Source organism: Hassallia byssoidea VB512170, from assembly GCF_000817785.2.
Lineage (GTDB): Bacteria > Cyanobacteriota > Cyanobacteriia > Cyanobacteriales > Nostocaceae > Hassallia > Hassallia carrinoi.
On sequence record NZ_JTCM02000050.1, the window covers coordinates 1 to 13,622 of the forward strand.

Genomic DNA, 13,622 nt, shown 5'->3' on the forward strand with positions numbered 1-13,622 from the left:
TAGCGCCGTGGCAAATTCTGTGATCATCAATTTGTACCGAATTAGCTCGTAACCATTTGGCGCTCTCACACTCAAAATATGGAAGGTGTTTTTTAGGATTTATAGCGCCATTTGCTGTACGCTGTCAATTTTGTCCAGGTTTTTCCCAAGGGCAATCAGCTACTCCCAACTCAAACAACTGGCGACAAATTGGGACTACGAGGCAATCAGTGCAGGGCTTACTCAGTTGCAAAAATCGGAAAACCAACTCCGCAATGCAGCCCAACCTCACCTTTGGCTTGAAGTCTGCTTGCTAGGACTGGTTCTAACGCGATCTGAGCATAGCAACAACTCAAACAACGGCAACCGCTCAAAGACTGCATCGAATTCCAAAAGAAAATCTCACCCGAAAGTTCCAACGAATAACCTGACTGCTATTTGGAACATCGAAGCCGCTGGAGCTAATTAGTCAGTTTTTTCTCTTTGCGCGATCGCGCGGTCAGGGTAGTAAGATTTAAACCACTACCCATGAATAAACCCGACTACAATGCCCTACTCCGAAGTTTCTGGAGTAGTCCAGCATCGCTCGAAAGCATCAAAGACAACACAAAAAACGAAGTTGAAGGGGACATTGGTGATTTTTTAGCAGAGAGTATTCTTTGGCAAGAAATCGTCCCTTCTCAGATCCCCGACCAACGACCGATGCCAGATAACTTACCTCTTGAATTAATAAAAGCACTTCAGAAAAATGGCATTAGTCAACTTTATTCACATCAGTTAGAAGCGCTATCGGCACTCCGAAAAGGCAGGGATGTCATTATTACAACAACAACCGCCTCTGGCAAAACGTTAAGTGCATACCCGGCAAGGAAAGGAAGGCTGCTTGAATAAGGGTTACAGAGCCATCAGCTTTTACTCGTTAAAGGCTTTAGCACTCGATCAGTTTAACAAAATCTCAACCTTACTCGCTTGCATCCCAGAAGCTACTCGTCCCAAACTGGCAATGCTGACTGGTGATATCAAAACAGAAGAAAGAGAAAGGCTTCTGGCAGCAAACCCCCATATTATCGGGGCGACCCCAGAACTAATCCACTACCAGCTAAGAGCTAGCTGGAGATCTAAGTATTGGAGCGAGTTCTTCAAGAAACTAAGGTATATTCTTGTGGACCAGAGCCACCTTTACAGTAGTGTCATGGGTGCATCAATGGCTTTGCTTCTGCGAAGGATCAAACTTGCGGTGGACCATCATGGAAGTACGAGCGCTAAACTCCAATTTATCTTTCTCTTTGCCATTGTAGGAAATCCAGTCCAGTTGGCTCAACGGCTATCCGGTCGCACTCGCGATCCAAATCGGTTAGTCCTGATTGATACTCATTGGAGCAGCTGCGATCGTATAGCGGCTCTTGGTTCTTAAGCCCAGCACTAATGCTAATCCCGATGCTGCCAAGATTATTCTATACCTACTAAAACAAGGAATGTCCGGCATTACTTTCTGCAACAGCAGACAAGCCGTAAAAAGCTTGTTAGGATTGGTCAAAAGCGAAGCTATACGCCAACGTTGCCCAGGCTATGAAGACAAGGTGGGCGACACCTGACCAAGACTTGGGTGGACAGCCTTGTGAACTCGTTCCGCAACTACCCACGACTATTTCAAATGTTCGCGCTTCGCGTCTGGTGAAGGAGAAGGCTGTCCACCCAAGGCTCCGGGGTTATTGCATGGCAATCTTCTACGGGTCTCTCACAGGCGATCGCCGTGCTGAGATAATTGAACAGCTGCAATCCGGTCAAATCCGCTTTATCATCAGCACGGAAGCATTGGAGGCAGGGCGACGTCTGACCAAGACTTATGGGGACAGGCTTCAAGGGTTCGCTCTCGACGCACGCGTTGCGCGTTCATCACGAAGAAGTGTCGTGGGCGAGTCTTCCCTAAAAAATGGGGGTGGTTCTGACTTATGCTGAATTGCTAGAGGCAAGTGGGTTTTTACCCGCATTTTGTGTTAAACGATAGCAGAAAAATAATGAGATCGGGGAAACACTTGGCGCGATCGTTGGATGCCTTTGAAAGCTGCCGGTCCTCCGGTGAGGTTGGTGCGACCTTTGTATATCAGCCAAAGCCGCGAAGTTACTATTTAAGGAGTTAGTCAAAACGATTTGCCTAGAGTGAAAATAGGCAGTTTACAAACTGTCACTTAAAATAGTTGCATTTTTATTTAACTAATGATATGGTTTATTTGTGTGTGAGGAGCAAGTTAAAAATTAAAAAACGCCTGGGGTGGAAACACGGTAACACTCCCAGGCGTTTTTTCATGGCTATAAAAGAGCGAGTAAAAAGAAAATCATGTCCAGTCGGACAACTGTCACTCCATATACTTGCCATTTGATAAAAGCAGTGATATTCTTCAGTTGTGTGTGAGGAGCAAGTTAAAAGTAAAAAACGCCTGGGGTGGAAACACGGTAACACTCCCAGGCGTTTTTTCATGGCTATAAAAGAGCGAGTAAAAAGAAAATTGTGTTCAGTCGGACAACTGTCACTCCATATACTTGCCATTTGATAAAAGCAGTGATATTCTTCAGTTGTGTGTGAGGAGCAAGTTAAAAGTAAAAAACGCTTGGGGTGGAAACACGGTAACACTCCCAGGCGTTTTTTCATGGCTATAAAAGAGCGAGCAAAAAGAAAATTGTGTCCAGTTGTTTAACTGTCACTTCACATACTTGCGGTTTGATAAGTAAGTCGGCGTGGAAAAACCAAACTATGTAAAGATAAATAAATACGGGTAATGTATCTACCGAGGTGACTAAAAATATGGGCGCTCGTCTAAGGGTATTCCTGGCTAATGAGCAAAACAAAACCCCTGCAACAACCCACGACAAATTAGGACACATTGTTTTGTAGATCCGCAACCACCGACGAATATTTTTGATGAAGCCTGTCCATATTTGTCTAGGGAAGGACTCGCCCCACACTCGCTATGAGGGTTTCAATCCAATGATGCATTAGTAATAAAAAGTCGCCCAATACCGGCGACTTTCACCAAAATAAACATCTACCATGAACAATACAACTTTACGTAAGTTAGAACCAGCGGGGATTCTACATTTTTACCTGCATTCTCAATCACATAAGGTATAGTAACAATGTATACGCAACTATCCCTACTCGACCTTCTCCCCCTCTCCCCTACGCTAAAACTCGGTATATTCCGATGCTTAAAGGCAGGGGTGAATCCAGAATTTCCTGAACAAGGAACGCCGCAAGGTCGAGTGGTAAGTCCGCTTTTAGCTAACATCGCACTCAATGGAATTGAGGAAATCCATAACTCGGTAAGATATGCCGACGACATGGTATTTATCCTCAAGCCAGAAGATGATGCCAACATAATACTAGCCAAAATCAGCCAATTCCTAGCAGACAGGGGAATGAATATCAGCCAGAAGAAGACCAAGCTAACCGATACGACTTCGGGCTTTGATTTCCTTGGCTGGCACTTTAAGGTGCAGAGCAACGGAAAATTTAGATGTGTCCCCTACAAGCTGGACGCGGTTGCAAAATCAATATAGTAAATCGATAGCACAAACTTATGGTTTAAGTATTGATCCACTGTTGCGACTTCATGCTGATTGGTTGTGTGATATCAGAAAAACAGAGCAGCGCTTGGAAGGGGAAATTGCCAAACTGTTAGCTGATGACTGTTTCAAAGTTTACAACTTCATTTTTGACTTATTTGGTTTTGGGTTGCGAGTGCGCGAAGCGCTTGCTAAGTCGCATTTATCCGTTTGAGGCTTTTTTAAGTGCCGAGGGAAACCGTTGATTGAGCATGAAGTCAGAGAAGTTAAGAAAGTCGAGAAAGAGCGCCGCGATGGGGTGAACGTAATTAAGCGATCGCCCGGAGATATCAAACGGGTGAAGCGCAACTTTACTTTGCGATGCATTTAAAATGCGGATCGGAATGGGGACAGTGCTGGAGCAATCGGGTGATGAGTTGGTAGAAAAAGCCTCAGGCGGGCGCGCTGTGTCGAATGGCTTTATGGCAGTATGTTTTGTGTCAAGTTGAGACGGGCAAACTAAAGCCCAACTCAGTCACAAAGCGACTTTTAGACTACAAAAACGCTTTGAAAAATCTCACCACCCCTCAAGGCAAGCAGCTACTTAACGGTAAGCACTTGCAGGGTAAACTTATGGCGAAAGTTGCCTTCCATGCTTTTTGATGAATTGGTCAAAGCTTTAGCGACTACTAACAACTAACTAGAGTGAAGCAATGGTTAATCAGACATACACGGCTGATGTTTTAGTTGTCGGTGGGGGAACCGGCGGAACTGCTGCTGCAATCCAAGCAGCGCGAAGAAAAGTAAAAACTATCCTGGTGAGCGAATTTCCTTGGTTGGGGGGAATGCTGACTTCAGCCGGGGTGTCTGCACCCGATGGTAATGAATTAGAAGCATTTCAGACAGGTTTATGGGGTGAGTTTTTGCGAGAATTGCGTTCTCGACAGCCAGGAGGATTAGACAATAGTTGGGTAAGCTTTTTTAGTTACGATCCCCGCATTGGGGCGGCGATTTTTGCCGATTGGGTGCGAGAATTACCAAATCTGCATTGGATTGCTGGCAAAGTTCCCTTAGAAGTTTTGCGACAAGGAGATTGTGTTACTGGCGTTCGCTTTGCTGATTTTACTGTCAAGGCTAAGATTATTCTCGACGGCACAGAATTAGGAGATTTATTAGCTTTGGCGGAAATACCTCACTGTTGGGGTTGGGAATTGCAATCTCAGTGGCAAGAACCAAGCGCCCCAGCAATTTATAATTATATCACAGAAAAATATCCTGTGCAAGCGCCGACTTGGGTTGTGATGATGCAAGATTTTGGTGAAGAAGAACGACAAGAAATTGAGAAAGCACCCAATGAAGATTTATCACAGTTTGCAGGCGCTTGGGATGATTATGGTGCCGAGAAGTTTTTGAATTACGGACGCTTACCGGGGGGGCTGTTGATGATGAATTGGCCCATCTGTGGCAATGACTACGGCAAAGAAGTCGGGCGTTTGATAGAGTCAGAGACATCAAGAAGTGAGTTTTTACAAGAATGTCGCTGGCACAGCCAAAATTTTGCCCATTTTATCCAAAATCAGCTAGGTCATCGCTACGGCTTGGCAGAACAAGTTTTTCCCGAATACCGAAATTCCAGCACGGCTTACGCCCTACATCCCTACTACCGGGAAAGCCGCCGTTTGGTGGGACTAACTACTGTGCGAGAACAGGATATTTTGCCGATCGCTCTTGGTAGAGTAGCATCCTTAAATATCGAAGCGATCGCTATTGGTAATTACGCCAATGACCACCATTATCCCGGAGTCAACTACCAGCTACAACCCAAATCTATCCGCTGGGGGGGACGTTGGACAGGAACTCCCTTTACAATTCCTTACCGTTGTTTAATACCCGCGCAAACGGATGGTTTATTGGTGTGTGACAAAAATATCTCTGTATCGCATATCACTAATGGGGCAACAAGATTGCAACCTGTGGTGATGGGCATTGGTCAAGCGGCAGGAATGGCAGCTGCTATGTGCGTTGAGTTGAACATTCAGCCGAGAGATTTACCTGTGAGAATGCTGCAAAATGCTTTGTTGCAAGACTTACATTCTCCGGCTACAATCGTTCCATTATTCAATTTACCACCCGATCATCCGGAATGGCTGGACTGGCAACTGTATTACTTAGACAACCCAGATGCTTATCCAGCTACTGGAAATTGTCCCATTTCATCTAATATTCAGTACAATTACTTGCAAAACAAATACGTACAATCACTTAATCAAGAATATTTCCGGGGCATCTTCCATCGCCTAGATCGGCAAGATTACAGATTTAGCATCACCACAGCAACTCAAAACCAATTGCCTTTACCAATTGTGACCTTGCGATCGCATATAAACGAGCAACTGCAAAATTTTGTTGATAAGCAACCGCTACAAATTTGCGGTTCCTGGAATCGTGCTGGTAATTGGTTATTAGTTGAACATATTGAAAAATAGAACTTGGCATTTTTTTTAGTCAAAAACATTGCTTTTGTCAAAATGTCCGGACGCAGGAAAAAAAACTAAGTATAAGTGAAGTGGAGAGTTCCAAAATAGACACTTACTATGCGTGCAACTATTTCACTTCTAATTACTAGCTTAGTATTCGGCTCCTTAGCTTTTAACTGCCAAGCGATGGCAAATCGCTTATCTAATCTGTTCCTATCCTATGATGATTCAGAACAATTTATATCGGTGAAACCCAAGCCCAAACCCAGAACTAACCAACCAGAACTGCCAATACCTCATCGGGGTAGCGGACGCAGAGAGTTAATGCAATATGTCGGTCAGACATATCCTGCTGTTTAACAACTATAAGGGAAGGTAACTTGTTAAAGCGACAATTTTCTTGTAGCAAGAAAATCTTCATCAAGTTAAACAGGGTGTTATGTCAAAATATTTGATACATACACCCTTAGTACATATATAGCAGTAGAGATACAAAAACGGGCAGCGATCGCTCAGTACTTCGTCAGTAAGCTTCTGTATACATACGAGAGTCGTAAACCTTGCCTCAAAACGCGAAGCAACCTAGCTTCACGGCAAGACAGCATCAAAAGTTTTTCAATTACAACAATAATCGAAAAATTCCCAGATCAACTTCAACTTATCTAGAAAAAAATCTCATTAAGGCTATCAGTTAAGCTTTAGTAGCTCGAGCTGCTTTGATATTTGCAATGTTGTTCGTTCTAGGAAATAGCCTGAATGCTTCTCTACTTTGGTACGCTCACAGGCTTTCTCATGCGTCGAAGGCAGCTAGCTGGCTATTTGGCGTTGCTGAACCATTATTCTGATATCTTGCACCATTTTCAATAACCCTCGTAGGGTGTGTTAGGAGGACAGTACGGCACCGTCGCTATCGGTTTGGTGCGCTAGCAGAAAGTACGGCATCCTACTAGCTAGTTATTTGGAGTTGCTGAATTATTGACCTTTAATACCATTTCACGATCGCAATACATATAAATGTAGAGACGTAGCATTGCTACGTCTCTACAAAAACCCTGCAAGGATTGTTTTATGATTGCTTAGTCTTTTCTGTGCCCTTAATGCCGTTAAGGAACATCGGCACGAATTTATCCATAAACGCTTGCGGGTCGCGCTGCCAAGCTTTTTGTGCTGCCATAATTCTGGTAAACTGCAATTCAGGTGCTAACAAAGTCTGCGGTAAGCGCTCCATTAAATACTGGGGACGTTCCCAAACAGGCATTGTGTTTGCCACTTCTACCAAGTTGGCTACTCGACGCAATTCCGCTCCTAAGGTGATATCCATTCCGGATTCAAACGCTGCTTGTTCAATTGCTGCATATTTCCGCTTTGCCTTTTCCACCTGTTGTTGGTGTTCTGGACTTTTGCGGGCAATTTCTGCTAACCAACGATTACCCCAGCGAACGTGTCCTGCTTCTTCTGGCAGAATTTTCTCAATCGTTTCCCGAATTTTAATATTTTCTTCGGTTTGCGGTGCAAGCTTTAGAGCGTAAATGTGTGCTGAGAAATATTCGCAACCTCGTTTTTCAGTGACATTAATCGCTGCGAGGGAAGAAATCAGAAAATCATCAAGGTCTTTAACTGGATCTTTTTGGTCGCTGTCTAAGAGCCTTTCAAATTCATCAATGTAGGATGAACCAGGGGGAGTTCCCACATCGCTTTTCAACTCCACCAACAAATCAGTTAGCCACATGGCGTGACGAGCTTCATCTGAGATATGATGTGATAAATCTCGGACTAATTCTGGTGGTTTGCCGTTAAGTAGTTCAATTAAATCAGTAAGGTCTTTGCAGCTGCGTTGTTCGCTGTAACGGTAGCGGTTGAGCGTGATTAAATGAATTTCGCGATCGCCCACTACCCGATTTAAGATATCTCTCGCACCCAAAGCATTCTGAAATTTACGCGGGTAAGCAACAGTCATAGTTTTTATAGAGTTTTGTAAACCGCTATTTTTGATAGTAAGTTAGTACTAGCTCGGTTGATCGTTGTAATATGTAGCGATCACCCTACCTTTATTGATCGGAAAACGTACAGCGATCGCGCAATATATGTCAAACATCGTCGTAGAGACGTTCCATCGGAACGTCTCTACAATCACCTGTCCCAACTAGGGACATGACATAACAGCAAATATCCGCAAAAATGTTATGCTGGCTTGCGAGCAATCAAATACTTACTCATAAAGTGGACTTGAGTTGTAATATTCTCAAAACCCGCTTTTTCTAAACGCTCCACCAGATTATCTGTGGTGTAATTCTTGTAGTAAGGTTCGTGGAAAGTTTCATGGAAGTTTTCCATGATTGGTTCCATTTCCGGAGAATCGCTCATCTGAATTGAATCACAGATAATAAACACCCCACCTGGTTTTGTCACCCGGAAGCATTCTTCAATTACCCGCTGACGTACCGCTGGGGGTAACTCATGGAAAAGGAAAACAGAAGTTACAGCATGGAAATAGTTATCTAAATAAGGTAACTCTTCCGCATTAGCTTGTAAGAGTTGCGGTAACTCCCCAGGTATTTGGGATAGCAGTTCTATAGCCTTACGCAAATAAGCCGGCGATAAATCTGTACCATACAAAGACGCTTGAGACAAAGCAGCGCGAATCGACTTTAAAGTGCGACCTGTACCACAAGCTACATCTAAAATACGTGTTTGCCGAGGTGACACATCACTAAAAACTTTCAGCCCTTCCTTCAACGGAGCGAGAATCCGGCGCCGCATCGCATCCGCAGAACCACCAAAGAGAATTTCTACCTGCAAATCATACAAATTAGCTGAGAAATCACTTAAGTAGCCATCAGTTTGGTGATGGAAGTTCTGTACATAATAGCTGGGATAACCCTCAATATCCACATTTTGGGAAAATTCTTGATATTTCTTTTGGTTAGCGCGTTCCCAGAGTTGGGGTAAATCTAGCCACATTGCTGGATAGTAGCGGAAAAAGTCTGACCAAGGGTTATCAAATAGTAAGCTTGTAGGATACACGCCTTGTTCAGCATCTTGCCAATCAACTTCAAGTAAGTTATTTAGCCTTTGTTGAACTTTGAGTAAAAGCTGAGTTGGGAGCGGTTTGGTCTGCTGCTGACTGGGAGAGATGAGATTCATTAAGCGCGTGCTTAAAATTTTGTGTGCCAGACCAAAGTAATTTTTACCTTGCTGAAAAGTCTGATAAGTCAGTTTGGTTAAAGTGTCAGACATGAGTGAGAATGGCTGGGATTATTTTACCTGTAGTAGTTTGTTGTAAATAATTGTAAAAATTTTCTCATCAATCTTCAGAAAGATGTCGGCTAGGGACTAGGGACTGGGGACTAGGTGAGACCAGCCCCCGTCGGGCGCGGTCTGCCTGATCGATGGGGGACTGGCGAACCCGGAGGGGACTAGAAATGAAAATAAGCTTAATAGCTACTCAAAAATCATAAATATTAAGTTTTATTGCGAAAAAGCATTTTGTAACTTTGGTTACAGAATTTCTTGATATAGTAGTTATGTAGATGAAAAACGAATCTATAAATCATTAAAACAATAAAGAGGAATTTGATATGTCTACCCAAGAAAAAGCGCGTGCTTTGATGATGCGTCATTACCAGCTGGTCAAGAATCGTCAACAATCAATGCTCGAACGTGTTGGTGAAGAACTTGGTCTTCCTGCTGGCGAAGCATCCCATTACTGGAACCCGATTCAGGGCAAGATAGATCCTACCGTTCGTATGACTTACGATCGCAGCAATGCCACAATGAGCTAGGGACTCTAAATGTGTCTTATTAACGTAGTGAGCGATTTATCGCTCAATTTAATCAGAACAAGCCAAGTTGTTAGTCAAAAAAAAGCCACCACTTTAGTGGTGGCTTAATAATGTTCTTAAATACCGCATTTCGGCTGAGGTGGGGATTGCTATTTTCAGCAACGCTTACTCAATGCGTATCCTTGATTTAAGCGTTTCAACGCTTACTACAATTAAGATTTAAGCGTTTCAACGCTTAAATCTTTAACAATCGTAGTAAAGACCAAATTCGTAAGGATGAGGACGCAGACGCATTGGGTTAACTTCGTTATCTAACTTGTAAGAAATCCAAGTTTGAATGAAGTCTTCAGTAAACACACCTGGTTCTGTTAAGAAAGCATGATCGTTCTCTAATGCTTCCAAAGCCAATTCTAAAGAACCGGGTGTGGAAGGAACCTTAGCCAGTTCTTCTGGCGAAAGTTCGTAGATATTCTTATCTAGAGGTTCACCAGGATGGATTTTGTTCTTGATACCATCTAAACCAGCACAAAGCATCGCAGCGAATGCCAAGTAAGGGTTAGAAGTCGCATCCGGACAACGGAATTCTAAGCGTTTTGCTTTGGGGTTATTGCCGGCAAGAGGAATACGGATAGAAGCTGAACGATTACCTTGAGAGTAAGCTAAGTTTACAGGTGCTTCATAACCAGGTACTAAGCGCTTGTAAGAATTAGTGGTGGGGTTGGTGATTGCTAACAGTGCGGGTGCGTGTCTGAGGATACCACCAATGTAATGCAGCGCCATTTCGCTCAAACCAGCGTATTTATCGCCTGCAAATAAAGGTTGACCATCTTTCCAGATAGACTGGTGACAGTGCATCCCAGAACCGTTATCGCCGAAGATTGGCTTGGGCATGAAGGTAACGGTTTTGCCGTATTTCTTGGCAACGTTCTTGATGACATATTTGTAAGTCATCAGCCAGTCAGCAGCTTCGATTAATTTACCAAAGCGGAAACCGAGTTCGCATTGTCCACCGCTTGCGACTTCGTGGTGCTGTTTTTCAATGGGTACGCCGCATTTTGCCATTGTCAGCAGCATTTCTGTGCGGATGTCTTGGAAAGTGTCGGTGGGGGGAACTGGAAAGTAACCTTCTTTGAAGCGCGGTTTATAGCCGAGGTTGGGACCTTCTTCTCTACCGGAATTCCAACGACCTTCTACAGAGTCTACGTAATAGTAGCCGGAGTTGGCGGTTTGGTCAAAGCGGACATCATCAAAGATGAAAAATTCAGCTTCTGGACCAAAGAAAACAGTGTCACCAATGCCCGAAGAAACCACGTAGTCTACTGCTTTTTGGGCAATAACGCGGGGACAGCGATTGTAGGGTTCACCTGTACGCGGTTCTTGGATGCTACAAATTATACTCAGCGTCGGCTCTGCCATGAACGGATCGATCCAAGCTGTGTTCGGGTCAAGAACCATTGACATGTCTGATTCGTTGATCGCTTTCCAACCCCGAATACTCGAACCGTCGAAAGGTACACCCTCAGTAAATGAACTCTCATCAATTTGGTTATGAAACACCGTGAGGTGCTGCCAAGTTCCTGGCGTATCGATGAATTTCAGATCGATCATCTGAATGTTGTTGTCCTGAATCATCTTCAAGACTTCTTGTGGGGTTGTCATGGTTACTCCTTGTATGCTTATTTACTAAGGTAGAACTGAAATTTTCAATGCATTCTGACCCTGCTTGGTGAAACCAAATTGTGAGATACCTGGAATATCCTAAAGATAGGACATTAGGTAATTTTGTTGCATAAGCTACAAAAACTCATGATTAAAGTTTATATTTACCTTTGCTTAACCAGTTTCACAAAACTTAACAGTTCATTTCACAGGGTCAACTTTGACATAGAATCCTTTAAGTAGCCGATGGATTATTTTTTGTGCTGAGACTTTTGCCGTAGCACAAAAATTTATAGGCGCATAAAAGCAGCCAGATAAATATCAAACCATAAATAGGATTGATTGGGAGAAAAAGGAATGCGGGATGCAGTAACAAGTTTAATTAAGAATTATGACGTAGCTGGACGGTATTTTGACCGGAATGCGATCGACAGCCTCAAGTCTTACTTTGAAAGTGGTACAGCACGAGTACAAGCAGCTGGGGCAATTAATTCTAATGCGGCATCAATTGTCAGACAGGCTGGTTCTGGGTTATTTGAAGAACAGCCGGAGTTGATTCGTCCTGGTGGAAATGCTTACACTACTCGTCGCTATGCGGCTTGTCTGCGGGATATGGATTACTATTTGCGCTACGCTACTTATGCGCTGGTTGCTGGTAGTATGGATGTTCTAGATGAGCGGGTGCTGCAAGGGCTGCGGGAAACTTACAATTCTTTGGGTGTGCCTATTGGTCCGACGGTTCGCGGTATCCAGATTATGAAGGATATTATTAAGGAGCAAGTGGCGGCAGCTGGTGTTGCTAATACTGCTTTTTTGGATGAGCCTTTTGATTATATGACGCGGGAGTTGAGCGAGCAGGATATTTAGTTTTTATTCGGGGTTCGCCTCAGAATATAAAATAGGGCGAGTTTCTTTTGGAGACTCGCTTTTTTACGAACCGCCAAGACGCCAAGGAAGCCAAGGAAAGAGTTATTCCCATCAGGAGTCTTTTTTCTTCCTTTGTGTCCTTGGTGTCTTGGCGGTTCGTAAAATCAGGTATTATTTGAGCGGGAAGGGAGTAGTTGGTTAAGCAGCGATTGGATATGTTATTGGTGGAGTTGAATTTGTGTGCTTCCCGCGCTTTGGCGCAACGGTTGATTCAAGCTGGGGAGGTGACTGTTAATCAACAAGTTGTGGATAAGGCGGGGACGGTGGTTGATGTCGCGGCGGATATTAAGATTAAGGAGCGATCGCGTTTTGTCTCTCGTGGCGGTGAGAAGCTGGCGAAGGCTTTAGATTTTTTTAATATTTCTGTGTCCGGACGGGTTTGTTTGGATGGCGGTATTTCCACAGGAGGCTTTACTGATTGTCTTTTACAAGCAGGGGCAAAGCTAGTTTACGGGGTTGATGTGGGTTACGGTCAAGTTGACTGGGGTTTGCGAAATGATTCTCGTGTGGTTTTGCGCGAACGTACTAATTTACGACAGTTACAACCCCATGAGTTATATGGTGAGGCACAAAAAGCTGATTTGGCGGTGGTGGATGTTTCGTTTATTTCTTTAACCAAGATTTTGCCTGCTTTGTGGGAGTTAACTCAACCTCAAAGGGAAGCAGTTTTACTGGTGAAGCCACAATTTGAGGTTGGTAAGTCCCGTGTGGGGAAAAAAGGCGTTGTTCGTGATTCTTGCGACCAAGCTGAGGCAATTTTTCAGGTTTTGCAAACTGCTGAAAATTTAGGATGGAAGTATAAGGGTTTAACTTGGTCGCCGATCACTGGTCCTGCTGGGAATATTGAATATCTGTTGTGGCTGGATATGGAAAGCGAAACACCACCGCCTAATTTAGAAGCTGTTCAGCAAGTTACTAAATCTGCTGTTGCCCAATTGCGTTGATTACAAATCGTAGATTAGACATTCTACTGCTTCTGGATGGCGATCGCAGTAGCTTTCTAAAGAAGATTTGCCTTTTGTTGCTTGCTTTTTATGAGATTTTTCAGCTTGCAATTCTTCGACGATATCCCAAGCTACAGCGCAGTTAGCAGAATTGCTACCGCTAAGATCGCAGGTTTCACGGGCTTCAGCAATAGCATCAAAAATCACTTCTTCCAAGGTTTGAGTTTGATTATCGTGATTAATAGCAGCCTGGAGTACGTTTGAGATGTCAGTCATGATACTTACCTTTGTGTGTTGATTTAGAAATCGAC

The 13,622-nt window shown here is 43.7% G+C and carries 16 protein-coding genes and 1 pseudogene; 13 read left to right on the plus strand and 4 right to left on the minus strand.

Annotated elements, in window-relative coordinates:
- The first annotated feature begins 130 nt into the window (after positions 1–130).
- The 10 genes and pseudogenes from PI95_RS20055 to patX all read left to right on the plus strand — a co-directional run bounded on the left by PI95_RS20055 (position 131) and on the right by patX (position 6,359).
- Positions 131–448 carry a hypothetical protein gene (locus tag PI95_RS20055; protein WP_163519035.1) on the plus strand — a complete coding sequence of 106 codons (318 nt, stop codon included), beginning with the start codon at positions 131–133 and terminating at the stop codon, positions 446–448.
- Positions 449–507: 59 nt separating this feature from the next.
- A complete protein-coding gene (locus PI95_RS20060) occupies positions 508–870 on the plus strand; it encodes a hypothetical protein (RefSeq protein ID WP_052325877.1) in 363 nt (120 codons plus the stop codon).
- Positions 863–1,393 (plus strand): DEAD/DEAH box helicase, encoded by a 531-nt coding sequence (locus tag PI95_RS20065; protein WP_052325878.1) that lies wholly within the window; start codon positions 863–865, stop codon positions 1,391–1,393. The genes PI95_RS20060 and PI95_RS20065 overlap by 8 nt, the downstream gene beginning before the upstream one ends.
- Before the next feature lie 155 nt (positions 1,394–1,548).
- Complete coding sequence (locus PI95_RS20070; protein WP_039754336.1) at positions 1,549–1,938, plus strand: helicase-related protein; 390 nt, start codon at positions 1,549–1,551, stop codon at positions 1,936–1,938.
- Positions 1,939–3,162: 1,224 nt separating this feature from the next.
- Positions 3,163–3,504 (plus strand): annotated as a pseudogene (locus PI95_RS20075) (reverse transcriptase domain-containing protein); the annotation flags it as partial.
- Positions 3,497–3,757 carry a hypothetical protein gene (locus tag PI95_RS20080; RefSeq protein ID WP_163519036.1) on the plus strand — a complete coding sequence of 87 codons (261 nt, stop codon included), beginning with the start codon at positions 3,497–3,499 and terminating at the stop codon, positions 3,755–3,757. The pseudogene PI95_RS20075 and the gene PI95_RS20080, both read left to right, overlap by 8 nt.
- 27 nt (positions 3,758–3,784) lie before the next feature.
- Positions 3,785–3,913, plus strand: a complete 129-nt coding sequence (locus PI95_RS36910; protein ID WP_268896800.1) for a hypothetical protein — start codon at positions 3,785–3,787, stop codon at positions 3,911–3,913.
- Positions 3,914–3,996: 83 nt separating this feature from the next.
- On the plus strand, positions 3,997–4,185 hold the full coding sequence (locus tag PI95_RS20085; RefSeq protein WP_039754341.1) for a hypothetical protein: 189 nt from the start codon (positions 3,997–3,999) through the stop codon (positions 4,183–4,185).
- 50 nt (positions 4,186–4,235) lie between these two features.
- Positions 4,236–6,008 (plus strand): FAD-dependent oxidoreductase, encoded by a 1,773-nt coding sequence (locus PI95_RS20090; protein ID WP_039754343.1) that lies wholly within the window; start codon positions 4,236–4,238, stop codon positions 6,006–6,008.
- A 108-nt stretch (positions 6,009–6,116) separates the two neighbouring features.
- Positions 6,117–6,359 (plus strand): heterocyst-inhibiting protein PatX, encoded by a 243-nt coding sequence (gene patX, locus PI95_RS20095; RefSeq protein ID WP_039754344.1) that lies wholly within the window; start codon positions 6,117–6,119, stop codon positions 6,357–6,359.
- A 706-nt stretch (positions 6,360–7,065) separates the two neighbouring features.
- Here the strand turns inward: patX and PI95_RS20100 are convergent.
- Positions 7,066–7,956, minus strand: a complete 891-nt coding sequence (locus PI95_RS20100) for a ferritin-like domain-containing protein (protein WP_039754345.1) — start codon at positions 7,954–7,956, stop codon at positions 7,066–7,068.
- 224 nt (positions 7,957–8,180) lie between these two features.
- Entirely contained in the window at positions 8,181–9,236 is a 1,056-nt protein-coding gene (locus tag PI95_RS20105) for a class I SAM-dependent methyltransferase (protein WP_039754347.1), read from the minus strand.
- A 341-nt stretch (positions 9,237–9,577) separates the two neighbouring features.
- On the opposite strand from PI95_RS20105, the gene gifA reads away from it, so the two are divergent.
- Positions 9,578–9,781, plus strand: a complete 204-nt coding sequence (gene gifA / locus PI95_RS20110) for a glutamine synthetase inactivation factor IF7A (RefSeq protein ID WP_039754348.1) — start codon at positions 9,578–9,580, stop codon at positions 9,779–9,781.
- Positions 9,782–10,024: 243 nt separating this feature from the next.
- Here gifA and glnA read toward each other — a convergent pair whose 3' ends face one another.
- Entirely contained in the window at positions 10,025–11,440 is a 1,416-nt protein-coding gene (glnA, locus tag PI95_RS20115) for a type I glutamate--ammonia ligase (protein ID WP_039754350.1), read from the minus strand.
- Between the two features lie 357 nt (positions 11,441–11,797).
- Between glnA and apcB the strand changes: the two genes are divergently transcribed.
- Entirely contained in the window at positions 11,798–12,307 is a 510-nt protein-coding gene (gene apcB / locus PI95_RS20120; protein ID WP_039754351.1) for an allophycocyanin subunit beta, read from the plus strand.
- A gap of 194 nt (positions 12,308–12,501) precedes the next feature.
- Positions 12,502–13,311, plus strand: coding sequence for a TlyA family RNA methyltransferase (locus tag PI95_RS20125; protein WP_039754352.1), 810 nt, complete (start codon positions 12,502–12,504; stop codon positions 13,309–13,311).
- Here the strand turns inward: PI95_RS20125 and PI95_RS20130 are convergent, their stop codons facing one another.
- On the minus strand, positions 13,312–13,587 hold the full coding sequence (locus PI95_RS20130) for a Calvin cycle protein CP12 (protein ID WP_039754353.1): 276 nt from the start codon (positions 13,585–13,587) through the stop codon (positions 13,312–13,314).
- Between the last annotated feature and the right edge of the window lie 35 nt (positions 13,588–13,622).